The organism is Streptosporangium sp. NBC_01639 (assembly GCF_045209755.1).
Lineage (GTDB): Bacteria > Actinomycetota > Actinomycetes > Streptosporangiales > Streptosporangiaceae > Streptosporangium.
Map to the genome: position 1 here is coordinate 7,821,180 of NZ_CP109272.1, position 23,813 is coordinate 7,844,992.

Consider the following 23,813-nt stretch of genomic DNA (forward strand, 5'->3'; position numbering starts at 1 on the left):
CCATGTACACCAGCGAAGAGGCCGCCTACCCCAGCCGGCAGGCCGAGCGACGCGCCCCGGACGGCCGGCGGGGCCTGTACGCCCGGATCCGTACGAAGGACGGGTGGGCCGTCCAGCACGCGGTCGTCACGATGACCGACACGTCCGGGCAGCAGGTCGTACGGGCCGAGACCGACGCCGAGGGGGTCGTGTCGAGCCGCCCGCTGACGCCCGGCGTGTACACGGCCGTCGCCACCGCGGCCGGATACACGCCGGCCGCGCTGACGGCGATCGTGACCGGATCCGGCGCCGCCGAGCTGGGGACGGTGGTGCTGGCCCGGCAGGGCGGCGCCGACCTTCCCCCTCCCGGGATCTGGGCGCTCGACCCCGCCCACTGCGCGATCTCGGCGACGGCCCAGCACCTGGGGCTCAGCACCGTCCGGGGGCGGTTCACCGAGTTCGCCGGGCGGATCGAGGTCGGCCGGTCCCCGGAGACCTCCGCTGTGGCCGCCGACATCGCGGCCGCGTCGATCGACACGGGGAACAGCACGCGGGACGACCATCTCCGCTCGGCCGACTTCCTGAACGCCGCCTCCTATCCGACGATCTCCTACCGCAGCTCCGGGCTCACCCCTGCGGGCTCCGATCGGTGGATCGTGCACGGGATGCTGACCCTTGCCGGGGTGACGCGGCCCGTCGATCTCCACCTGGCCTACCTCGGGACCGGCTCAGACCCGTGGGGTGGCCTGCGGGCGGCGTTCCGGGCCGAGACCGAGCTGCGCCGTGAGGACTTCACGATGACGTACAACCAGGTGGTGCGGGCCGGGGTCAACCTGATCGGTTCGACGCTGAAGGTGGAGCTGGACATCCAGGCCGTGCAGAGCGCGTCCCTGCCATAGGCACTGGTTCTGCGGTCTTGCTCAGTTAACTGCACTTGCTTCACCTGGTTGATCATGGCTCTCCATGCCTTGATCAAGGAGCGTGAAGTGGACCTTCGTCGCCAGTTAATGGAAGGCCGGGTGCAGGTCCCGAGCGTCGGCTCCGTCGCCAAGGCCCTCTTTGGCAGGCTCAGGTGAGACCTCGGGAGGAAGCAACCTTCTAAGCTGCGACTAGGGCCTGTTTTCAAAGAGGTGTAGTGGTCGCGCCCGTTAATTCGTCGGGGTTCATCCGGCCAGCGGGTGCGGTGCGTGTCGGTCGTGCTGCCTGATACGTGCCAGGAGGCGGTTGAGGTCGGTGCGGGTGAACTTCCAGTCGAAGGGCCTGGCTGCGGCGTTGTAGTGGTTCTCGAAGGCGATGATCTGGGCGGCGAACTCATCGAGGTCCTCGAAGTCGCCGGGGGTGAGGAGCTTGCGCTGGATGACGGAGAAGTAGACCTCGATCTCGTTGAGCCAGGAGGCGTGGACGCCCAGATGGACCATCTGGGCGTTCGGGTAGGCGTCGCTGAGCCGGGCTGCCGCCGCCCAGTTCCGGTGCGAGGAGCCGTTGCCCACGACCCAGAAGACCCGCCTTGCCAAGACGTACGGCTCGCTCTGCATCACCTGGTCCACGAGCGTGGTGAACGGCCTGATGCCGGTGGTCGGCTCGCACCGGCCCATGACCCGGGCGCGGTGGACGTCGTAGGCGGCCAGGCAGGCGAGGGTGCCGAGGCGGTGGTACTCGCTCTCGATCCGCGTCGCCCGCTCCGGCCCCGGCGGGAGCGGAAGGCCGATGCGCATGCGGGCCTGGGCGCCGGGCTTCTCGTCGGTGCTGAGCACGTACTCGTCCTCGCCGAGCGGCTCCTCTTCCCATTCCCGCTGGTAGAGGTCCAGGACGCGGGATGCCTTGAGGGCGAAGTGCGGGTCACGGGGAAAGATCCACGACCGGTGCTGCCAGGGCTTCAGGGCATCGTCGGCGAGCCAGCGGTGCACGGTGGACGCCGAGGGCGCGGGAACGATGCCACTGGCTGCCGTATGGCGGGCCAGCTCGGGGCAGGCCCATCGGGCCAGGGAGTTCCGCTCGAGGTGGGCATCTCGCACGCGAGGGCCTTGACCCCAGCTCGCCGGCATCACCGTCCGCTACCACGGCGAGTTCACCTACGTCGCTGGCCGACTCCCCGACGGCACCACCCTGCCGCTCTGCCGGCTCCGCTACGCCGGATCCGCCACCAGTTGGGGCTTCGCCATCTACCGCGCCAGCCATGACGACTACGAGAAGTCCGTCCTGCCCACCGGCTACCCGGCTGGCACCCCGCAGGAAGCCCTCGACTGCGCCTGCGGTCTTTACCTTGGCGACACTACGGCCTGGCTCGACCCGCCACCCCCGACGAATTAACGGGTGCGACCCCTAACGCAAGCGTGGGGGCCGTCAGTGCTGTTTCAGTGATGTTTCAGCGACATCGCCCATCGTGGGTTCTCACCACATTCCGTGGAACCACTGGGAAAGGGCCTATGAACAGCAACTTAAGTGCGCCATCGTGGCTGGTGCCATCAGCCTAGGGATACCCGGGCTCGCGACATCCGCCGATGCGGCGGAGAACATCAGGGAAGTGATCACCGAGGACTGCCTCGCAAAACTTTACGTCAGCGATACGGCTTCGTGGGCAACGTCGGCGCGACGCTCACGGTCAGATGAAAGAAATGGCAGCCTGTCCATGGCTCTGCGATCAGCATGTGCCGCGATGAGAGGACGGTCGTTCGGCCAGGGGCCACGGGCTGCGCATCATCACTCTCGACAAGTCGCTCAGCGTCACCTCCAAGACCACTGGTGAAAGCGTTTCAGTGACGGTCGTCAACGCTCTCTCAACCGTATCTCCGTCACCTCGCCACAATATCTCGATTGGCCCGCTTCGGGCAGGGTCGCCTTGACCATTTCGGCCGAGCACAGGCCGACTGATCGCAGAGTGGCGCGCCGTCGCGACGCGGTGCCACACGACCGATGACCGCCCAGCACGGCCCGGGCGTCGCTTGGAGCTGCTATTTCGCTTTCGCATTGGCGATCAAGACAGCGATGCCGTCGAGGATCAGCGCGAGACATCTTGCGGGCTGGAGGAGGCCGAGACGACACGGCTGTCCATACCTGTGCTCCCGTGACGCGACCGCGAGCGCTTGGTGAGCAGGCAACAATGACCAGAACGAGGAGAAACATGCTTGGTAAGGCAAAAGCCGGCGTCGTCGCCGGCGTGGTAGTTCTCGGAATGCTCAGTTCCAGTGCCGCTGTGGCGGCGTCAGGGAGAGGGACAGAAAGCATCACTCCAAAGGCGGGAGTGGCCAAAGTCGAAGCGTACGGCGCCACCAGCGCTTCGCAGTCGGCCACTGCGAAGCTCGCGAGCTGTGTTCGCAGCGTTTGCAAGGTGAAAAACGCGAAATATCGCGGGCTCAAATGTGCGACCGCCAGGAGCAAGGTGATCGGGAGCGCGCAGGGTCGCGGTCCGGGGAAACTGGTGCTGACGATCTCCGAAGGGGTTGAGGCAACACACGAGTCGTCCATGCAAGTCACCCCGGTCAGCATGCTGTCCGCAGCCGTGGGGTTCAGCGTCACCAAGAGCTACTCGGTGGAGAAGCAGACGCGCTATGAGGTGCCGAGGGGACGGATGGGATACGTACAGGCGTACCCCTGCTACAAGCTATACAGCTACGAACTGTGGACGAATGGCAAGTTCGGACTGGGGGTGAAGCGCATCGGAAACGGCATCGCCGGAAAGCCCACCGGGGTCTACTTCAAGCAGTGGACCGAGAAGGTGTGACGCGGTAGGCGGATATGCCGCCCGGCTCGGTCGACGCGTCGTACTCGGCCACCACGACGACTCTGTCTTCACCTCCGGCATTCCCGGTCCGGGGAGATCCGTCGGAAGTGCCAGGAAGCCGCGGCGGGTTCCGTACCCGTTCGGCGGAGCCCTTTCCCGTCGGCGGACCGCCACGTTGAACTTCGCAAATAGCGATAAATCTATATAAATGGGGATTGAACGCCGCGGGCCGGGAACGTCTCGGGAGAGGGCTCCTCCCGGGCCGCAGAGCGCTGAGTACGGTGGCCGGCGACGTGCGTGCCGCGACTCCGCGTTCCCGGCACCGGGGGAGGCCGGAGCCTGGTCTTCTGGAACGGATGTCGCATGAACGGAACGGATGAGGTTCGGGGGATGGCCCTTCCGCTGGAGGAGGCGGCCGACCTCGACCCGTTGACGGACCGCATCGGCGAGGCCCGGTGCGTGCTGATCGGCGAGGCCAGCCACGGGACCCACGAGTTCTACGCCTGGCGGGCGGCGCTGACCCGCCGGCTCGTCGAGGAACGCGGCTTCTCCTTCGTGGCGGTCGAGGGGGACTGGCCGGACTGCTGGGAGGTCAACCGCTCGGTCATGCTGGCCGACGGCGCGCCCGAGGATCCGCAGGAGGTGCTTGACGCCTACCGGCGCTGGCCGACCTGGATGTGGGCCAACCTGGAGACCGCGCACTTCTGCCGGTGGCTGCGGGACCGCAACGCCGGCCTGCCGCCCGGGGAGCGGGCGGGCTTCTACGGGCTGGACGTCTACAGCCTGTGGGAGTCCCTCCGGGCCATCGTCTTGTACCTGCACGAATACCACCCCGACTACCTGGGGAACGCGCTTGAGGCCTACCGCTGCTTCGAGCCGTACACCGAGGATCCGCAGGCGTATGCCCGAGGCACCCGGCTGGTGCCCGCAGGGTGTCAGCAGGAGGTGGTGGAGCTGCTGAGCCGGGTACGGAAGACGGTCTCCGCCGACTCCGCCGACCCGGCCGAGCGGCTGAACATCTGGCAGAACGCCGAGGTCTCGATGGCCGCCGAGCGCTACTACCGGGCCATGGTCGGCGGGGGTGCCGAGTCGTGGAACGTCCGTGACATCCACATGGCCGACACCCTGGACCGGCTGCTGCACTTCCACGGCGAGGGTGCGAAGGCCGTCGTCTGGGCCCACAACACCCACATCGGCGACGCGAGGGCCACCGACATGGCGCGGGACGGGATCGTCAACCTCGGCCAGTTGGCCAGGGAGCGGTACGGCCTGGACGACGTCGTGCTGGTCGGCTTCGCCACCGCCTACGGCGAGGTGGTCGCGGCCCCCCGATGGGGGGCGTCCATGGAGGTCATGTCGGTGCCCCCGCCGCCCGCCGACACCCTCGAAGGCCTGCTCTGCAGTCCGGAGACCGACCTGGACCACCGTGCCCTGTTCGTCTTCGCCGACCAGCCGGACGCCCGCTGGCTGACCACCCGGCTGGGGCACCGCGCCATCGGCGTGGTGTACGACCCGATACGGGAGCGGCGCAACTACCGGCCCAGCACGGTCGGCGACCGCTACGACGCCCTGTGCTGGATCGCCAGAACCTCCGCGCTGCAGCCGCTGCACATGGAGCGGGAGAGCCGCGGCGAGCTGGAGACCCTGCCCACCGGCGTCTGAGCCGGAGACGCCGGTCCGGCACGCCACGCCCTCCGGCCCGGTACGGCGCGCGCCACGCTTTTCGGCCCCGTACGGCGCACGCCGCGGCCGTCATCCGTACGGCGCCGCCACCCTTCAGGCGCCGGAGGCGGCGATCACCTCGGAGACCAGGCACGGTGAGGTGACCAGGCGGGCATACTCCGGCTGGCGCAGCTCGCCGCCCATGAACGGGTGGGGGTTGCGGTGGACGGCGGGGCTGGGAGCGTCCACGAGAGCGGCGAAGTGGATCTCCTTGACCCCTGTCGCCGCGACCACGCGGCTCACGTTGCGGGGTGTGATGCCGCCGCCGGGCATGATGATCGGGCCGTCACCCGCCCGCTCGACCAGCGACGCGATCAGCGGCGCTCCCTCGAGCGCCGTGATGTCCTGACCGGAGGTGAGCACCCGGTCGACGCCCAGGGAGGCCAGCGTGTCGAGGGCGGCGAACGGGTCGGCGGTCATGTCGAAGGCCCGGTGGAAGGTGACCGAGAGGTCTCCGGCCGCGCCGATGAGCCGCTTGGCCACCTCGGCGTCCACCTCGCCCGAAGGCGTCAGCACCCCGATCACCACGCCCTGCGCCCCCGCCTCGCGGACGGTCGCCACGTCGCGTTCCATGGCCGCGATCTCGTACGCGTCATAGATGAAGTCACCGCCCCGGGGACGGATGATCACGTGAACGCGGATCGACGAGACCGCCGCGAGGGTCGCCTCGACGGTGCCGAGGGTCGGGGTCAGGCCGCCCTCGAAGAGGGCCGAGCACAGCTCGACCCGGTGGGCCCCGGCCTGCTCGGCCGCCAGCGCGCCCGCCGTACTGTCGATGCAGATCTCATAGGTAAGGCTCATTCATCCTCCAAAGCATGGATCTCGCCGACCGGGACGCCCCCGCCCAGTACCGGAACACGTGCGAACTCCCCGGCGGACGCGACGTCGCCCCCCGCCGCCCGGAGCGCGGCCAGCGCGATCGCGCTGGTGGCCCGCGGGCTCCCGTCGATGACCTTGACCGCCGCCGCGTGCCCGGTGGCGAGCGCGACGACGAGCACGCCCTCGGCGCCCCCCTTCGCCACCGCCCCCGGCAGCGCCCGCATCAGCGAGGTGTTGACGTGGCCGGTCCCGCCGACGTACTCGGGGTGCTCGCGCATCGCGTCGGCGACCGCCCGGGGCGCCGTTCCAGGGGCGGCGAGGACCAGCCCCCGCACGGCCCTCGCCAGACCGGTCAGCGACAGCCCGAACAGCGGCGCGCCGCACCCGTCGACGGCGACGTGGGCCGTCCGCTCTCCGGAGAGTTCCTCGACCACGTCCCGGACCCGTCGCTGCACGGGATGAGCGGGATCGAGATAGGAGTCGACCGCCCAGCCCGAGGCCACCGACGCGGCGAGCATCGCGGCGTGCTTGCCCGAGCAGTTCATCCGCTCGGGGGAGGCGGTCAGGCCGCCCCGGATCAGCGCGTGACGGGTGGCCTCGTCCTCCGGCCAGTCGGCGGGACAGCCGAGGGCGTCGAAGCCCAGCCCCGCCTCGCCGAGCATCTCGGCGACCAGGCGCACGTGGAAGTCCTCACCCGTGTGGCTGCCGGCGGCGATGGCCAGGCGTGGGCCGCGCAGGTCGGCGCCGGACAGCAGGCACCCGAGTGCCTGGAACGGCTTGGCCGACGAGCGCGGCAGCACCGGCGCGCCGACCGCGCCGCGGGCGACCACCACACCGCCGTCGGGCGCGAGGGCGACGGCGCTGCCGAAGTGCACGCTCTCGGTGAATCCGGAACGCACCACCTCGGCGAGCGGGACGAATCCGGAACGCCCCCCGTCGAGTGGGACGAGTTCAGGCACGGGTGAGTCTCCTTCGTGGTCGGCCGGCCCGCCGCCGGCGGGCTTCGAGGGTGCGGGCGAGCTTGGACAGCGACGCGTTGACGACCAGGTAGATCAGCGCGACGACGATGTAGGTCTGGATGAGCAGGCCGTTGTAGGACGCCAGGACCTTGCCGCTGTAGAGCAGTTCGGCGTAGCTGACGACGAAGCCCAGCGAGGTGTCCTTCAGCAGGCCGACGGACTGGCTGACGATCGAGGGCAGCACGCGCCGGGCCGCCTGCGGGAGCACGATCATGCGCATCGTCTGACCGTGGGTCAGCCCGACCGCCAGACCCGCCTCGCCCTGGCCGCGCTCCACGGACAGGATCCCGGCCCGGAAGATCTCCGCGAACGCCGCCGCGTTCGAGATCGCCAGCGGTACCACGAGCTTCCAGAACAGCGGCAGGTCCAGCCCGTAGCGGGGCAGAGCGAACAGCACGAGGTAGACCAGCAGCAGCGCCGGGACGGTCCGCACGACCTCCACGTACGTGGCGGCGGGCAGGCGCACCCAGCGCCGCCGGGACAGCCGCCCGAGGGCCAGTGCCAGGCCGGCCGCCATCGCGAGCGCCGCCGAGACGACCGCCGCCAGCGCGGTGGACCAGAGCCCGTCGAGCAGGTAGCGCCACATCGGCCACGTCGCGTACGGCTGCCAGCGGTCGGCGCCGAGCTGACCGGCGGCGGCGAACTGCCGTACGGCCAGCGCCAGCAGACCGAGGACCGCGACCGCCCCCACAACGGTCGCGATCCGGATCCTGCGGCGGGCGCGCGGTCCGGGCTCGTCGAAGAGCAGACTACTCACCTGACCACCACCAGCCGTCGTTCGAGCCGCCCGGTGACGAACCCGGCACCGGCGGCGATCAGTGCGTAGGCCAGGCCCGCCCCGACGAAGATCGGGATGGGCTGGGCCTCCATCAGGTTGACCCGGTTGGCCGCGGCGGTCAGGTCCACCACGCCGATCGCGGCCGCGAGCGAGGTGTTCATCGTCAGCGCGATGAAGATGTTGCCCAGCGGCTGGATCACCGTGCGCAGCGCCTGCGGCAGGATCACGTGCCGCAGGGACTGGCCGAAGGTCAGCCCGAGCGCGCGGGCCGCCTCACCCTGCCCGGCGGAGACGGCGTTGACGCCCGAGCGCAGGGCCTCGGCGATATAGGCGGCCTCGTAGAGCGCGATGACCACGATGGCCGTCACCAGCAGGTCGGCCTTGATCCCGATCTCCGGCAGGCCGAAGACGGCGAGTACCAGCAGCACCAAGAGGGGCAGGTTCTGGAAGGTCTCCACGTAGGCGGTGCCGATCCCGCGCAGCACGCCGACCGGGCTGACCCGCATGGCCGTGATCACCAGGCCCATCACCGCGGCGCCGAGGAACGACGCCGCGGTGAGCTGGAGGGTCACGATCAGGCCCTGCCAGAACTCGGGCAGGTGATCCAGGATCGCCGACATCAGGAACCCGGCACCGATCCGATCTGCGGCGGGGTGGGAGCCTCGCCCTGCACGACCGTGCCGATGGAGTTCTTCCAGGTCTGCTGCCAGAGGCCGTCGGCCTGGATCTTCTTCAGCCAGTCGTTGACGAACTTCTTGAACTGATCGTCCCCGTGCTTGAGGCCGATGCCGTACGGGTCGGTCGTGAACGGCGATCCGACGACCTGGACCGACGGGTCCTTCTTGGCGTTGGCGACCAGGAGTGTCTCGTCCTGGACGTAGGCGTCGCCGCGCTCCTGCTTGAGCGCCTGCATGCACTCGGGGTCGCTGCCGAACGTCACGATCTTCGCCTGCGGGGCGATCTTCTTGATCGCCGGGATGGCCGGGGTGTTGGCGCCGGCGATGACGGTCTTGCCGTTCAGGTCCTCCGGCTTGGCGATGCCCGCCGTGCCCTTCCTGACCGCGAGGGTCAGGCCCGAGGAGTAGTAGGGGCCGGCGAAGGCGACCTGCTCGGCCCGCTCCGGCGTGATCGTGTAGGTCTGGAAGACGACGTCCACGGTGCCGTTGCTCAGCAGCGCCTCACGGGTCTCCGAGGCCGAGTTGACGATCTTCACCTTGGGCTCGCCGATGATGTACTTGGCGAGCGCCTTGCCCATGTCGGCGTCGAAACCCTCGACCTCGCCGGTCGTCGGGTTCTGCTGCGACAGCAGCGGGGCGTCGAGCGATCCGCCGACGATCAGCTCGCCGCGCTGCTTGATCTTCTCCATCGTGGAGCCGGGCAGGATGTCGGCGGCGGCCGCCACCGGCGCCTTGGCGAGCAGATCACCGCCCTTGGCCTCGCCCGGTACCGCCGGGCTGCCCGAATCCGTGCCGGAACAGGCCGAGAGGCCGATCATCGACACGGCGGCGACAGCGGCCATCCGCTTCATGGACACCATCGGGCCCACCATCCTTTGCGATCAGTGCGTGAGTACCTTGGCCAGGAAGTCCCTGGCCCGGTCTGTCGTGGGAGCTTCGAAGAAGGCGTTCGGCTCGGCCGTCTCGACGATCTGGCCGTCGTCCATGAAGACCACCCGGTCGGCGGCCCTGCGGGCGAAGCCCATCTCGTGGGTGACGACGACCATGGTCATGCCGTCGGCCGCGAGCCGGACCATCACGTCCAGGACCTCGCCGACCATCTCGGGGTCGAGCGCCGAGGTGGGCTCGTCGAAGAGCATCACCTTGGGGCGCATGGCGAGCGCGCGGGCGATGGCCGCCCGCTGCTGCTGCCCGCCCGAGAGCTGGGCGGGCAGCTTCGCGGCCTGCTCGGCGATGCCGACGCGCGCCAGCAGCTCCCGGGCGGTGCTCTCCGCCTCGGTACGGCTGACGCCGCGCACCTTCACCGGCGCGAGCATGACGTTCTCCAGCACGCTCTTGTGCTGGAAGAGGTTGAACGACTGGAAGACCATGCCGACGTCGGCCCGGAGACGGGCCAGCTCGCGGCCCTCCACCGGGGCGGGGACGCCGTCGATGAGGACCTCGCCCGAACCCGCGCTCTCCAGACGGTTCAGGCAGCGGCACAGCGTGGACTTTCCGGATCCCGAGGGGCCGATGACCACGACGACCTCGCCCTGCGCCACCTCAAGATCGATGTCGCGCAGCACGTGATGATCGCCGAACCATTTGTTCAGCCTTTGCACCTGAATCATTGCCATCTTCCTTCGAAATCGAAGACAAAGCGGAACGTAATGGATGACTCTGGCTGAAGTCAACACTTTGCCGTAGTAAGTGCAGACGTGGTATTTCTCTGTTCATGTCAGGCAAAGAGAGGTTGCCCGTGCGGGGCGCCCAAGGCGATCTCCTGCGCCTCGTCGCCACCGGCCGTGCCGAGTCGCGCGCCGAGCTGGCCCGCCTCTCCGGCCTGGCCGCGTCGAGTGTCTCCCTGCGCGTCGAGGAGCTGATCGGCACCGGACTGCTCGTGGAGGAGGGGGCCGGAACCTCCCGGGGAGGGCGGCGGCCGCGGCGGCTCCGGATCAGTCCCACCGCCGGGCTGCTCGCGGTGGCCGACCTCGGAGCCCGCCACGCCCGCCTGGGCCTGCTCGACCTCAGCGGCGCCCCGCTGATCGTCGAGGAACGCCCCTGCGACATCGCGCTGGGTCCGGAGGCGACCCTGGACTGGATGGCGGCCGTGTTCGACGAACTGCTCGTCCACGGCCCGTCCGGCGCCCCCCTGCGCGGGGTCGGCACCGGCATCCCCGGGCCGGTGGACCCCGCCACCGGCCGTGTGGTGTCCCCTTCGCGGATGCCCGGCTGGAACAACTTCCCCGTCGCCGAGTATCTCGGCGCGCGCTACGACCTGCCGGTGCTCGTCGAGAACGACGCCAACCTGATGGCCGTCGGCGAGGCCCGCGCGTGGCCCGGCTGCGACAACCTCATGGTGCTGAAGGCCGGCAGCGGCATAGGGTGCGGCGTGATCGTCGACGGCCGCCTGCACCGGGGGAGGGGCGCGGCCGGCGACATCAGCCACGTCCGGGTCAGGTCCGACTCCTCCGTCGTGTGCTCCTGCGGCCACTCCGACTGCCTGGAGGCCTACGCCAGCGGGGCGGCGCTGATGGACGCCCTGGTCGAGCAGGGCATCGCGGTACGGCGGCCCGCCGACGTCGTCGCCGCCGTCAACGACGGTGTGCCCGAGGCCACCGCCCTGGTCAGGAACGCCGGCCATCTCATCGGCGAGGTGCTCACCGTCCTGGTGAACTTCATCAACCCCGACGCCATCGTGATCGGCGGCAGCCTGTCCACGGCCGAGCCGTTGATCTCCTCGATCCGCGCGGCCGTCTACGAACGCTGCCTGCCGCTGGCCACCCGCGACCTGGAGATCTCCGTCACCCGCGCGGGCCCCGACGCGGCGCTGCTCGGCGCCGGATCGCTGCTCCTGGACGCCGTCCTGGACTGAGCCGCCTTCCGGTGCGGCGCGGCCGGCCCGGGGAGACCCGGTGCCTCCGGGGCCGGGCGGAGGCCGGTCGCCCGCGGCCCGCGCCGCCCGGCGGGCGCTGACCGGTCACGGGCATGGCCGGGTCCACCGGGCGTGCTCAGGCGGGGCAGGACGGGCGGGTGACCGCGTGCGTCACTGGGCGATGTCGTGCGGGCGGTACGGCTCGGCCAGGAAGGCGAGCTCATTGTCCGTCAGAGCAAGGTCGACCGCGGCGACGGCGTCCTCGACATGCCGGTCCTTGGTCGCGCCGACGATCGGAGCGGACACACCCGGCTGGCGGAGCAGCCAGGCCAGGGCCACCTGGGCCGGGGGGACCTCGTGGTCCCGGGCGACCTGGGCGACCCGGTCGAGGATCTGGCGGTCGTTGTCCGCGTCGGTGTAGAGGAAGTCGATGCGCGAGTCGCTCCCGCCGCGGGTGGTCGCCTCCTCGGACCCGGCACGGGCGAGCAGGCCCCGGGCCAGCGGGCTCCACGGGATCAGGCCCACTCCCTGGTCGGCGCAGAGCGGGTTCATCTCCCGCTCCTCCTCCCGGTAGAGCAGGTTGTAGTGGTTCTGCATGGTGACGAACTTCGTCCAGCCATTGGCCTCGGCCACATACTGGGCCTTGGCGAACTGCCAGGCGCTCATCGTGGAGGCACCGATGTAGCGGGCCTTGCCCGCGCGGACCACGTCGTGCAGGGCCAGCATGGTCTCCTCGATCGGCGTGTCCGCGTCCCAGCGGTGGATCTGGTAGAGGTCCACGTAGTCGGTGCCCAGCCGGCGCAGCGAGTCGTCGATGGCGGAGTGGATGTGCTTGCGCGACAGGCCACCGTCGTTGACGCCCCTGCCCACGGGGAAGAAGACCTTGGTGGCCAGCACGTAGTCGTCCCGGCTGGGGAAGATCTTACGGAGCAGGCGGCCGGTGACCTCCTCGCTGCTGCCGGCGGAGTAGACGTCGGCGGTGTCGAAGAACATCACCCCGGCGTCGGCGGCCCCGCGCACGATCGGCTCCGCGGCGGTCTCGTCGAGGATCCAGTCGCTGCCCCTGGCCGGATCGCCGTAGCTCATCATGCCGAGGCAGATTCTCGACACCTTCGTTCCGGTTGATCCAAGACGCGTATATTCCATGGCTAAGCCTCCTGTGTTCACTTCGCAGGCCAGCCTACGACCGACGGTTCCGGCGGAGATCGGCGGTAGGCGGCTGCCGATCGGCGCGGCTCAGGAGAAGCGGCGCACCCAGGCCGCCGCCCCGGGAATCACCTCCTGCACCGGTGCGACGTGCGGGTACCAGGTCCGCTCCCACTCCAGCGACACCCACCCGTCGTATTCCCGCTCGCGCAGCAGCGTCCCCGCCTCCTCCAGCGGGACCGCGCCCTGCCCCATCGGGACCGGCGTCCCATCGGGACCGGCATCCTTGACCTGCACGTAGGCGAGGTGTTCGCCGAGGGCCGCGAGTGTGTCCGCCGGATCCTCACCGTGCCGCCACGGGTGCAGCAGGTCCCAGATCGCCCCGGTGGCCTCCGGATCACCGGTCTCGTCGAGCAGCCGCGCCACGGCCGCACCGGTGGGCATCGCGTCGTGCGTCTCCACCAGCACCCGCACGCCCAGCCGCCGGGCCGTCGCCGCGACCGCCCTCAGCCGCCGCGCCCCGACCGCCGGATCGTCCCCCTTGGGGAACACCCGCACCCCAGGGGCCCCGAGGTCGGCGGCGAGGACCAGCTCGGCCGTCAGCGTCTCGACCACCGGCCCGTCGTCCCCCGGCGCGCAGATCCCGGTGTATCCGGCCAGGGCGGAGATCTCCAGCCCGGCGGCGGCCAGTGCCGCCCGGACCCGTGGCCGGTCGGCGGGCGGGCCTTCCCGCTCCGCCGTCCGCCACTCGCGTCCGGAAACCCCGGAGGCCGGCGGCGCCGTACGGCGGGCGCCCGCCCCCGGCAGGCCGACGTGGACACCGGTGTCGGGGTGGAGCCGCAGCTCCAGCCCGTCGCACCGGTGCGCTGCCGCGATCTCGATCGCCTCGGACAGTCCCGCGCCGGGCAGGCCCAGCGTGCTGAAGGACAGCTTCACATCAGGCTCCACATGTTCTCTCGAAGGATGTTCCCGCCCGGGTCACGCTGAGCGCCGGTGCCGGCGCCCGCGCGTCCGGAGCCGGGTCTGCGGATCATCCGTACCGGGGGACCGTCGGGAACGGCGCGGCCTCGAAGGCCCCGAGTCCGGAGCCCGGCCGTAGCGGCGCGGTCTGGCCGGACCCGTTGACGGGCAGCCCCCTGCCGTCCGCCGCCGGGTCGACATAGGTGGCGAACCAGGCGTCCAGCTCGCCGGCCAGACCGGCGCGCACGGACGCCGCCTCGGGGGCGGCGGCCAGGTTCCGTTCCTCACCCGGATCGGCCACCAAGTCGTAGAGCTCGTGCGGGCCGTACGGATGCCGGTGCACGTATTTCCACTCCTCGGTCCGGATCATCCGCACCGGCCCGTACTCGTCGAACACCACCACCCGGGAGCGGTCCTCGCCCGGCGAGCCGTCGAGGACGTCGGCGAACGACCGTCCGGGCCGTAATCCGCCGGCAGCCGGAAGCCCGAGGTGTTCCAGCAGCGTGGGCCGCAGGTCGTAGGCCGACAGCAGTGCCTCGCACACCCGGCCGCCGGGGACGCGTCCCGGCTGGCTCACGATCGCCGGAACCATGACCGAGCTGTCGTAGACGTTCTGCGGGAAGGTGCCGTTGCCCTTGCCCCAGATCCCGTGATGGCCGCAGTTGAAGCCGTTGTCACTGGTGAAGACCACCAGCGTCGACTCCGTGAGTCCCAGCTCCGCCAGCCGGGACAGCACCCGGCCGATCCCGGCGTCCATCGCCGAGATCGCCGCGAAATAGCCGGTCAACGCGGCGCGCACGTCGGACTCGCCGCCGACCGGGGCCCCGTCCGGGCCCACCGGCTGCCAGGGGTGCGGCGGCCCCTGCGGGCAGGAGTCGAACGCACAGCCCTCGTAGAGCGCCTCGAACACCGGGGGGTGCTGCCCCTTCCACGGGGTGTGCGGCGCGGTGTAGTGCAGCGACAGATAGAACGGCTCCTCGCGCTCCGCCTCGCCCGACAGGAAGGCGCACGCCTCGCCGGTCAGCACGTCGGTGAGATACCCGGGTGCCGTGACCCGCTCGCCCTCGTCGTAGAGGATCGCGTCCAGGTACGGCCCGCCGCCGCTCTCGTGCGCCAGCCAGCGCACGAAGCCCGGCCGGGGCCGGTCGTTGGCGCCCAGGTGCCACTTGCCGACCAGGCCGAGCCGGTACCCCGCGTCGTGCAGGTCGTCGGTGAAGAGCCTGCGCCCGGCCAGGAAGTCCACCCCGCCGTCGCCCACATGCCCCCGGCTGATCCAGTCGTGCACGCCGTGCTGGGACGGGATCTCTCCGGTGAACAGCGACGCGCGGGCCGGGGAGCACACCGGGGAGGTGCAGAAGAACCGTGACAGCCGCACACCCGAAGCCGCCAGGGCGTCGAGCGCGGGGGTGCGGAGGTCGTCGTTGCCCGCACAGCCCAGGGCCCATGGGCCCTGGTCGTCGCTCAGGACGAGCAGGACGTTGGGCCGGTCGGGATCACGGCTGGCCAACGACGGCCCCCACCCGCACCGGCGCCCCGCTCGCCGCCGAGGCGTAGGCCGCCAGCACGACCTCCAGCACGTCCCGCCCGTGCGCGCCGGTCACCGCGGGCTCCCGGCCGTCCCGTACGGCGTCGGCGAAGTCGGCGAGCTGGGCGGCGAAGGCCGCAGGGACGTCGTCGCCGCCCGGCCGGTGCAGCCAGGTGGTCACGCCGTCCCGGTGCAGCGCCGTACCGGTCTGGGAGGAGATCGACAGGACGCCGGTCTCGCCGACGACGACGACCTCGTCGTGCGGGGCCGGCGGGCCGGTGCTGGTCACCGTGACCTGTGCGGTCAGGCCGCCGGACAGGACCAGCCTGGCCAGCACGTCGGTCTCGACCGAGGAGCCGTCCAGGGAACTGGACAGCGAGGCCTCCACCCGTTCGACCCGGCGGCCGGACAGCCACACCAGCCGGTCCACGGTGTGCGCGCCGATGTTGATGAACACCCCTCCGCCGGCGATCTCCGGGTCGAGGAACCAGCCGGGACGCGAGCCGGGCCGGTAGTCGGAGCCACGCCGGTCGGACATCATCAGCGTCTCGCCGATCTCCCCGGCCGCAAGCGCGGTCATCGCCGCGACCTTGTCGGGCAGGAAGCGCTGGATGTGCCCGACGGCCAGCCGCACCCCGGCGGCCGCGCAGGCGTCGATCATCAGATCGCAGTCGGCGAGCGAGGTGGCCATGGGTTTCTCGACCAGGACGTGCAGCCCGGCCGCCGCCGCGTCGCACACGATCGCGGTGTGCAGCGCGTGCGGGGTGTTGACCACCACGGCGTCCACCTCACCCGAGGCGATCAGGTCGCGGTGGTCGGCGTGCACCGGGACGCCGTGGGGTGCGGCGACCCGGTGCGCGGCCTCCGGATTCACGTCGCAGACGGCGCCCACCCGGAGGCCGGGCACCCGGAGCGACGCGTCGGCGTGCAGTACGCCGACGGCGCCCGCGCCGATCAGACCCAGACGGAGTTCAGTCACTTGTGATCTCTCTCAACGAGGCGCCGCATGATCGGCGCACGACGATGCCGGGGCGCAGCCATACCTGGTGTCTGGGCAGGTCCGGCTCACGCAGGCGGCGGAGCAGGAGCTCGGCCGCGTGGCGGCCGAGATGTCGTTTGGGCGGGGAGACCGCGGTGAGCGGCACCTCCGCCAGTTCGGCGATCTCGTCGTCGTAGGCGACGACCGCCAGGTCCTCGGGTACGGACAGACCGGCCCGCCGGGCGGCGGAGACCACCATGATGGCCTCACGGTCGCCGAAGCAGACCAGGGCCGTGACGCCCTCGGACACCACGCGGCGCACCTGTCCGTCGGCGACCTCGGCGCTCCACTCGATCTGCGGGGTGGAGAACGGTTCGGCGGTCCACAGGCCCAGGTCCGCCACCGCCTTCTCGAAGCCCCGGCCGACCGGTGCGCTGGTGGGGTTGCCCGAGCGGGTGAGCAGGGCCAGCCGGGTGTGGCCGAGCGCGGCGAGGTGGCGCACGGCCGCGTAGCCCCCGGCCGCGTGGTCGGTGCGGACGTGCTCGCTGGGGTCGTCACCGGAGTCCAGGCCGCGTTCGATCAGTACGGCGGGCACCGGCAGGCCGGTCAGGTGGTCGATGACGGCCGCGGGGTCCGCGCGGCCGATGAGCGTGGGGACGACGAGCAGGCCGTCCACGCCGGAGTCGAGCATCCGCCGCAGCGCGGCCTCCTCCTCGACCGGCCGGTAGCGGGAGCAGGCCAGCATCAGCCGTGCCCCGGCGGCGGTCAGCGCCTCCTCGATGCCCTCCAGGACCTTCGGGTAGTACAGCGTGGTGTCCGGCACGACCACACCGACGAGCGCGGCCTCACCCCGGACGGCCGGCGCCTGCTGGACCACGAAGGTGCCCGATCCCTGCCGCCGGACCACGAGCGCCTCTTCGACGAGTTCGTCCACCGCGCGGCGGACCGTGGTGAGACTGACCCCGTGGGTGCGGGAGATCTCCTGCTCGGTGGGCAGTTTGGCGCCGGCCGCCCAGAGACCCGAGCGGATCTCCGCACGAAGCTCGGCGGCGAGCCTGCGGAACTTCAGTTCTCGCATCTCCGGCATGGCGGGGGTCCTCATTTCACCGAACCGAGGGTCATGCCTTCGATGATCCGCCGGCCGAGCCAGACATAACAGGCGAGGACCGGCAGCACCACCATGCAGACCCCGGCGAACAGGCCGCCCCAGTCGGCGCCGTTGAACTGCATCCGCTGCAGGAAGCCCAGCAGGGCGAGGGAGAGTGTGGCGTTCTCCTCGCTCTGCAGGAAGATCAGGCCGAACAGCGTCTCGCCCCAGTGCTGGATGACGTTGAGGATCATCACGGTGATGATGCCACTGCGCGCGAGCGGCAGCATGATCTGCCAGAACGTGCGGTTGGGGGAGGCCCCGTCGAGCGCCGCCGCCTCCTCCAGCTCCTTGGGCAGCGAGCCGAAGAAGCCGGTCAGGAAGAAGACCGTGAACGGCACGGAGGTCGCGACGTAGAGGATCCACATGCCGGTCAGGCTGTCGACGAGATAGAGCGCGTTCATCATCACGTACAGGGGCAGGACGATGACCTGTGAGGGGATGCCGAGGCCGAGCGCGAAGAACGCGGTGAGACCGCTGTTCCAGCGGGTGAGGATCCGGCTCAGCGCGTAGGCGGCCGGCGCCGACAGCGCGATCGTGGTGGCCGCCGCGCCGAAGACCAGGACCACGGTGTTGAGGGTGGCACCGGCGAAGTCGCTGGCGGTCCAGGCCCGGGCGTAGTTGTCCCACTGCGGGTCGGTCGGCAGCGACCAGGGTTCGGCGAAGATCGCGCGGGTGGACTTGAGCGAGGTCAGCAGCATCCACACCGCGACGGCCACGCTGAACAGGGCGAACAGCCACGCCAGGGGGGAGCCGAGCAGTCTGGCCGGTCCGGGGAGCCGGAACGGACGGGTGGCGGGGCCGGGGAGCCTGCGGGTCGTTGCCACGGTGGCTCTCCTTTCAGAACTGGACCGGGTCGCGGCGGAACAACCGGCGCAGCAGCACGACCAGCACGCCGACCAGGGCGAGCATGACCATGCCGGTCGCGGCGGCGGAGCCGTACTTGGGCACGCCGCCGGCGAAGGCCTCGGCGTAGGCGTACAGGGCGGTGTTCCACACCTTGGTGGGCGGAAGCTGGCCGGCCGCGCCCGCGAACGCGTAGATGAACTCGAAGATCTTGATCGCGCTGATGCTCCAGAGCACCGCGCAGACCCCGACGACGTCCCACACCAGCGGGAGCGTCACGTGCCGGAACCGCTGCCAGGCGTTGGCGCCCTCCAGGTCGCACACCTCGTAGAGGTCCTTGGGGATGCGGTCCACGGCGGCCATCAGGATCGTGGTGTAGAACCCGGTCTGCACCCAGACCAGACCGATCATGATGATGGAGAAGAGGTTGTCGGCGCCCAGCCAGTTCGGCGGGTCGTCCACACCGAAGGCCCGCAGCGCCTGGTTGACGACGCCGTCGGCCTGGAAGAGGAACCCCCACAGGATCGACAGCACGATGCCGGAGACGATGTTGGGGAAGAAGATGATCGACCGGACCGCCTTCCGCCCGGCCATGTCGCGCAGGATCATCGTCAGCAGGAAGCTGAGGGCGAAGGTCGCGCCGCCGACGACGAAGAGGATCGTCAGCGTGTTGGCGAAGGAGTCGTGGAAGATCGGGTCGAGCAGCAGCCGCCGGTAGTTGTCGAGCCCGGCGAACTCCATCGGCCCGGCGCCCGCCCACTTGTTGAGGCTGATCCAGGCGGTGGCGAGGGTCGGCAGGATGTAGAAGACGGTGTAGAGGACGAGCGCGGGGGCGACGAACGGCCAGAACAGCCGCCGCCTCCACCGGGTGAGCGGGCTGCCCTGCGCCGTGGGCGCGGGCGCCCGTCCCGGGGCGGGCGCCGTCTCGCGGACTGCGGTCGCGGTCATCAGCCGTTGAGCTTCCAGAAGTCGACCGAGGTGCTCTTGAGCTTGGCCACGAAGTCGGCCGCGGAGACCTTACCGGTGATCAGTTCGGTGTTCACCGGCTGGAAGACCTTGGTGTACCAGTCGGCGTTGTCCATCTTCACGCCGTCGAGCGCCGGATGGGTCTCCGCGGTGTCCAGTGTCTTCTTCACGTCGGCCAGTTCGGCGGGCACCTCGATGTCGGGGCGCGGTGTGATGTTGCCGCCCTCGGAGGCGATCTTCGACAGCCGCTCCCTGTTCATGAAGTACGCGACGAACTTCTTCGCCGCCTCGGCGTTCTCCGCCTTGGCGGGGATCGCGAAGCCGATCAGTGAGATCTCCTGGGTCTGCTCGCCCTTGGCACCCGCGGGGAAGGGGAAGGAGCGGTAGGCGAAGCCCTCCTTGGCCGAGGGCTTCGTCTCGCTGGGCGCGAAGGTGCCCAGCAGCAGGAAGTCGGCCCCGCCGCCGGCCCATTTCTGCTGGATGGCCGGATACTTGCTGCCGTCGTAGCCCTTGACGAAGTAGCCGTCCTTGACGAGCTTCTCGACCTTCTGGACGGCGGTCAGGAACGCCGGGTCGTCGAACCCGGCGCCGGTCTTGTCCACCGCGGCGGCGCCGAACGCGCCGGGGCCGAGGTCGCGCAGGACCGCGTGGTAGGTCCAGAAGGCCGAATAGTCGGCGATGTCGGCGTCCAGCGCCAGTGGTCCGCCGCCCCGCGCGCTCTTCCGCTCGCCCAGCAGGGCGACGAAGTCGTCCCAGGTCTTCGGGGGCGCGTCGGCCACGTCCTTGAGCTCGTCGCCGTTGTACCAGATCTGCTCGGCCAGCACCTCGTAGGGCACCAGCCAGGGTTTGCCGTCCGTGGTCGCGTAGTCGCGGTACTTGGGGGCGATCACGTCGCCGACCTTCTTGCCGGCCTCGCCCGGGATCTCCATGTCATAGACGGGGGAGAGGTCCAGGCCCTGCCCGGTGGCGACGAACGTCGACTTCACGAAGCGGTCGGCGGAGTCCACCAGGTCGGCGGGGACGTTCCTGGTGTTGAGCGTGGGCGCGAGCTGCTTGGAGACGTCGCGTCCCTTCCACTCGACCTTGACCTTGACGCCGGTCTCCTTGGTGAAGGAGGCGATGGCGGACTCCAGCACCTTGGCCTGGGGCTCGCCCGCCTTCCACATCGACCAGTAGACGAGCTCGTCGGAGGCCTGGCTGTCCGAGCCGCCGCCGCAGGCGACGGCACCGAGAGTGACCGTGGCCGCCACGGCCGCGGCGGCCGCGGTCCTGAAGACCTGCCGGCGGGGGAGGGATCCGTACATCGAACGCTCCAGGGGGAGGGGGCGGATGGTGGAATCCTGAGCCCGCAGTCAACCTCAAGTCAACGCCATGAATTAGGGATGAATTCTGTCGAACGGTGGTTTTCCCCGGCGCAGACGGGCAAACGGGCCTCGAAAAAATCAGAATTACTTCTTTATTCATATCTTTCTGCTCCCGTTTGATACGGCTAGCCCGACCGGAGGAGGCACCGTAGTGAAGATCACTCGTAGGACCGCGCTCAAGGCCGGCGCGGCGGGCATGGCCGGCGCCGTGCTCCCGCGCCCCGGTACGGCCTCCGCCGGGACGGCCGGGGACGCGGCGGTCCGGAACGCCGCCGCCGGCGATCTGGAGCAGCGGGCCCTGGCCATGACCCCGCCGGTCTTCCTGCTGGAGACCGCGGTCCCACCGCAGATCACCGCCGGACCGGGCTCGGTGCTGAGCATCACCGACCGGGCGGCGATCTGCGGGAGCCACTCCCTCCGCTGGGAACACGGCAGCCGCTCCACGATCACGGTCAGCGCGCCCCTCGGTTTCTCTCCCGACCCCTACCGGCCGCTGGACGACCAGGCCTGGCAGGGGACCGTGGACACCTTCTCAGTCTGGATATTCAACGAGGTCCCGGTGGACGACGTGGTCCGCTTCGAGTTCGGCAGAGGGGACCGGACCGACGCGTGGTTCGAGTTCCGGCTCGGCTTCACCGGCTGGCGGACGGCCTGGGTCCGCTACGACTACGACATGCACGGCCGGCCGCATCCCGGCATGGACACCCTCCGGATCGTCGCGCCCCGCCGCGCCGGGACGCTCCACCTCGACCAGCTCATGCTCAACGCGGCGCTGCGGCCGGATGCCCCCTGCCGTGACGCCCAGGTGCCGGACATCGCCAAGGAGGGCGACGACTACGACGCCCAGCAGTGGCAGGCGCTCTACCTCTTCGACCGCCTGCTGGCCAAGGCCCGGTTCGACACGGGGGCGCCGTCGGCGGAGGAGACCGCCTCGCTGCACGCCCTGGTCACCCGCTACCGGGACGAGTATCTCGTCTCACCGGTGAAGGTGGACGACGCCTCGGTGGCCGCGCTCACCGCCCAGGTCGCCGCGCTCGGCGCCCCGGAGGCGTCGTCCACCGGGCTGGGCCGCCCGGTCTTCTCCTACCAGTCGCAGATCTACCCACCGAAGATCGCCGCCGAGCTCACGACGTTCGTCGACGCGGTCACGCTGAGCGCCTCCACCGACCTGATGAAGGCGCTGGCGCTGGCCCACACCGCGGCCGGCGCGGCGCACCGGCCCGCGCTCGCCGCCCTCTACATCCGGATGATCGCCCACCTGCGCGACCAGGGCTGGACCCGGGGAAGCTGCCAGGGCACCATCCACCACCTGGGCTACAACGTGCGCGGCTACTACGACTCCGTCTACCTGATGAAGGACGTGCTGCGCGAGGCCGGACTGTTCGAACAGGTCCGCGCCGACCTGGGCTGGCTGACCGGGTTCGGCCGGATCTTCCGGGACCGCGGGCACCGCCAGGCCCACTGCAGCGTCATGGACATCTTCAACACCACGCTCCGGGGGATGCTCGCGGTCGCGCTGCTGCGTGACACCGAAGCCGAGCAGGTCGCGTACCTGCGCGCGCTGCTCGACTGGCTGAACTGGGCGATGCTGCCCACCGACGGCATCCAGGACGGCCTCAAGGTCGACGGGTCCGTCTTCCACCACGTCGGGTTCTTCCCCGACTACGTCCGCGACGGCTTCACCGGGCTGGCCCCGATGGTCTACGTGCTCAGCGGCGGGGTCTTCCGCCTCGGCTCCCAGGCGCACACCTGGCTCAAGCGGGCCCTGCTCACCATGCGGGTCTACGCCAACAAGAACCACTGGCCCATCTCGATCAGCGGGCGCAATCCCAGCGGGCTGACCGCCCTGTCGCCGGTGCCGTACCAGTGGCTGGCGATCTCCGGCACCCCCGACGGCTCAAGCGACGTGGACCCCGAGATCGCCGCGGCGTTCCTGCGGCTGCTTCCCGCCGCGCCCACCGCCCAGCAGAAGCAGGTGGCCGAACGGCTGACGGCGCGCGGCATCACCGCCGAACCCGCCCCCACCGGCAACTGGACGGTCAACTACGCCGCCCTGGCCGTTCATCGGCGACAGGACTGGCAGGTCACGGTGCGCGGGCACAACCGCTACCTGTGGAGCACCGAGATCTACGAGGGCGCCAACTGGTACGGCCGGTACAACACCTACGGCCAGATCCAGGTGCTGCACCGAGGAAACCCGATCGGCAACGCCGACAGCGGCTACGCCCAGGCGGGCTGGGACTGGAACCGCAGGCCCGGCACGACCACCGTGCACCGGCCGCTGGACGAACTGCGGGGCGACCTGACCGGGGCCATCGAGGAGATGCTGCTCACCGACTCGCGGTTCGGCGGAGCGCACACCATCGACGGCCGCAACGGCATGTTCGCGATGGAGCTGCGCGAGCACCCCAAGTACGAGGGGTCGCACCGCGCGCTGAAGTCGGTCTTCCTGTTCGACGACCGGATCGTGGCCGTCGGCACCGGCATCGAGAACGACTCCCCGCATCCGACCGAGACCACGCTCTTCCAGACCCGCCTGTCCAGCCGGTCGGCCCCCACCTACGTCGACGGGACCGAGCCGGTCACCGCCTTCCCGTACGACGCGCCGGACCTCGCGCCGCGCTGGCTGCTGGACGACAAGGGCATCGGCTACCACCTGGCGGCCGGGCAGCGGGCCGGCCTGACCCGTACCACCCAGGCCTCGCGCGACAACGCGACCGAAGCCCCGACCAGCGGCGACTTCGCGACCGCCTGGATCAGGCACGGCGCCTCCCCCCGGGGCGGGAGCTACCAGTACGCCATGGTGGTCGGCGCCACCCCCGAGCGGATGGCCGCGTTCGCCGCCGCGATGGCCGACCCGGCGAGCGCGCCCTACACCGTGCTGCGCGCCGACACCTCCGCGCACGTGGTGAGCGACCGGGCGACCGGGATCACCGGTTATGCGGTCTTCAAACCGCTGAAGGCGGCCGAGGGGCCGGTGCGCGAGGTGGACACGCCGTCCATGGTGCTCCTGCGCGGCGACGGGGACGACGGCCTGGTGCTCGCGGTGTGCGACCCCGACCTGCGGCTGTACAGCGGGATCGACCCCGACCAGTACGAGCGCGGCCGCTACGTCGGCCACTACAGTCCCTGGTCGCGGCCGTGGCTGACCAGCCCGAGCCACCCGCACCTGATGCGGGTGACCCTCCAGGGGCGCTGGCGCGCGGACGGCGACCAGCCGTGCAAGGCGCGGGTGCGGGGCGAGACGACCGTGGTGGAGTTCGAGACCGTGGACGGCCGTCCGGTCCAGGTGCGCCTGCTGCGGGGGTGAC

General features: G+C 70.5%; 20 protein-coding genes. 5 read left to right on the forward strand and 15 right to left on the reverse strand.

What is annotated here, in order from left to right; all coding sequences use genetic code 11:
• Positions 1 to 2: 2 nt before the first annotated feature.
• Positions 3 to 878, forward strand: coding sequence for a YceI family protein (locus tag OHA77_RS35500; protein ID WP_406313642.1), 876 nt, complete (start codon positions 3 to 5; stop codon positions 876 to 878).
• Positions 879 to 1,142: 264 nt separating this feature from the next.
• Here the strand turns inward: OHA77_RS35500 and OHA77_RS35505 are convergent, their stop codons facing one another.
• Positions 1,143 to 1,994 (reverse strand): transposase, encoded by an 852-nt coding sequence (locus OHA77_RS35505; RefSeq protein ID WP_406313643.1) that lies wholly within the window; start codon positions 1,992 to 1,994, stop codon positions 1,143 to 1,145.
• A gap of 1,085 nt (positions 1,995 to 3,079) precedes the next feature.
• Between OHA77_RS35505 and OHA77_RS35510 the strand changes: the two genes are divergently transcribed.
• Together OHA77_RS35510 and OHA77_RS35515 are read left to right on the forward strand one after the other, a co-directional pair.
• Complete coding sequence (locus tag OHA77_RS35510) at positions 3,080 to 3,700, forward strand: hypothetical protein (RefSeq protein ID WP_406313644.1); 621 nt, start codon at positions 3,080 to 3,082, stop codon at positions 3,698 to 3,700.
• 363 nt (positions 3,701 to 4,063) lie between these two features.
• Positions 4,064 to 5,362 carry an erythromycin esterase family protein gene (locus OHA77_RS35515; protein WP_406313645.1) on the forward strand — a complete coding sequence of 433 codons (1,299 nt, stop codon included), beginning with the start codon at positions 4,064 to 4,066 and terminating at the stop codon, positions 5,360 to 5,362.
• A 114-nt stretch (positions 5,363 to 5,476) separates the two neighbouring features.
• Here OHA77_RS35515 and OHA77_RS35520 read toward each other — a convergent pair whose 3' ends face one another.
• The 6 genes from OHA77_RS35520 to OHA77_RS35545 are packed head-to-tail and all read right to left on the reverse strand — an operon-like array spanning position 5,477 to position 10,325.
• Entirely contained in the window at positions 5,477 to 6,223 is a 747-nt protein-coding gene (locus tag OHA77_RS35520; RefSeq protein WP_406313646.1) for a copper homeostasis protein CutC, read from the reverse strand.
• Complete coding sequence (locus OHA77_RS35525; RefSeq protein WP_326823826.1) at positions 6,220 to 7,200, reverse strand: asparaginase; 981 nt, start codon at positions 7,198 to 7,200, stop codon at positions 6,220 to 6,222. The genes OHA77_RS35520 and OHA77_RS35525 overlap by 4 nt, the downstream gene beginning before the upstream one ends.
• Positions 7,193 to 8,017: an amino acid ABC transporter permease gene (locus OHA77_RS35530; protein WP_406313647.1), complete on the reverse strand. Its 825-nt coding sequence runs from the start codon at positions 8,015 to 8,017 to the stop codon at positions 7,193 to 7,195. Before OHA77_RS35530 ends, OHA77_RS35525 begins: the two co-directional genes overlap by 8 nt.
• Entirely contained in the window at positions 8,014 to 8,658 is a 645-nt protein-coding gene (locus OHA77_RS35535) for an amino acid ABC transporter permease (protein WP_326823824.1), read from the reverse strand. The genes OHA77_RS35530 and OHA77_RS35535 overlap by 4 nt, the downstream gene beginning before the upstream one ends.
• Entirely contained in the window at positions 8,658 to 9,575 is a 918-nt protein-coding gene (locus OHA77_RS35540) for a glutamate ABC transporter substrate-binding protein (RefSeq protein WP_326823823.1), read from the reverse strand. The genes OHA77_RS35535 and OHA77_RS35540 overlap by 1 nt, the downstream gene beginning before the upstream one ends.
• Positions 9,576 to 9,596: 21 nt before the next feature.
• On the reverse strand, positions 9,597 to 10,325 hold the full coding sequence (locus OHA77_RS35545; RefSeq protein ID WP_406313648.1) for an amino acid ABC transporter ATP-binding protein: 729 nt from the start codon (positions 10,323 to 10,325) through the stop codon (positions 9,597 to 9,599).
• Between the two features lie 128 nt (positions 10,326 to 10,453).
• Between OHA77_RS35545 and OHA77_RS35550 the strand changes: the two genes are divergently transcribed.
• Positions 10,454 to 11,569, forward strand: coding sequence for an ROK family protein (locus OHA77_RS35550; RefSeq protein WP_326823821.1), 1,116 nt, complete (start codon positions 10,454 to 10,456; stop codon positions 11,567 to 11,569).
• 171 nt (positions 11,570 to 11,740) lie between these two features.
• On the opposite strand, the gene OHA77_RS35555 is transcribed toward OHA77_RS35550, so the two are convergent.
• The 8 genes from OHA77_RS35555 to OHA77_RS35590 all read right to left on the reverse strand — a co-directional run bounded on the left by OHA77_RS35555 (position 11,741) and on the right by OHA77_RS35590 (position 20,442).
• Complete coding sequence (locus OHA77_RS35555) at positions 11,741 to 12,715, reverse strand: aldo/keto reductase (RefSeq protein WP_406313649.1); 975 nt, start codon at positions 12,713 to 12,715, stop codon at positions 11,741 to 11,743.
• Positions 12,716 to 12,805: 90 nt separating this feature from the next.
• Complete coding sequence (locus OHA77_RS35560) at positions 12,806 to 13,651, reverse strand: sugar phosphate isomerase/epimerase family protein (RefSeq protein ID WP_406313650.1); 846 nt, start codon at positions 13,649 to 13,651, stop codon at positions 12,806 to 12,808.
• Between the two features lie 94 nt (positions 13,652 to 13,745).
• Positions 13,746 to 15,182 carry a sulfatase-like hydrolase/transferase gene (locus OHA77_RS35565; RefSeq protein WP_406313651.1) on the reverse strand — a complete coding sequence of 479 codons (1,437 nt, stop codon included), beginning with the start codon at positions 15,180 to 15,182 and terminating at the stop codon, positions 13,746 to 13,748.
• A complete protein-coding gene (locus tag OHA77_RS35570; protein ID WP_406313652.1) occupies positions 15,169 to 16,179 on the reverse strand; it encodes a Gfo/Idh/MocA family protein in 1,011 nt (336 codons plus the stop codon). Before OHA77_RS35570 ends, OHA77_RS35565 begins: the two co-directional genes overlap by 14 nt.
• A complete protein-coding gene (locus OHA77_RS35575) occupies positions 16,172 to 17,266 on the reverse strand; it encodes a substrate-binding domain-containing protein (protein WP_326823816.1) in 1,095 nt (364 codons plus the stop codon). Before OHA77_RS35575 ends, OHA77_RS35570 begins: the two co-directional genes overlap by 8 nt.
• An 11-nt stretch (positions 17,267 to 17,277) precedes the next feature.
• Positions 17,278 to 18,153 carry a carbohydrate ABC transporter permease gene (locus tag OHA77_RS35580; RefSeq protein ID WP_326823815.1) on the reverse strand — a complete coding sequence of 292 codons (876 nt, stop codon included), beginning with the start codon at positions 18,151 to 18,153 and terminating at the stop codon, positions 17,278 to 17,280.
• Between the two features lie 13 nt (positions 18,154 to 18,166).
• Positions 18,167 to 19,120: a carbohydrate ABC transporter permease gene (locus OHA77_RS35585; RefSeq protein WP_406313653.1), complete on the reverse strand. Its 954-nt coding sequence runs from the start codon at positions 19,118 to 19,120 to the stop codon at positions 18,167 to 18,169.
• Positions 19,120 to 20,442, reverse strand: a complete 1,323-nt coding sequence (locus tag OHA77_RS35590; RefSeq protein ID WP_406313654.1) for an ABC transporter substrate-binding protein — start codon at positions 20,440 to 20,442, stop codon at positions 19,120 to 19,122. Before OHA77_RS35590 ends, OHA77_RS35585 begins: the two co-directional genes overlap by 1 nt.
• Before the next feature lie 211 nt (positions 20,443 to 20,653).
• Here OHA77_RS35590 and OHA77_RS35595 point away from each other — a divergent pair, with 211 nt between their 5' ends.
• A complete protein-coding gene (locus OHA77_RS35595) occupies positions 20,654 to 23,812 on the forward strand; it encodes a chondroitinase family polysaccharide lyase (protein WP_406313655.1) in 3,159 nt (1,052 codons plus the stop codon).
• The last annotated feature ends 1 nt before the right edge of the window (position 23,813 follow it).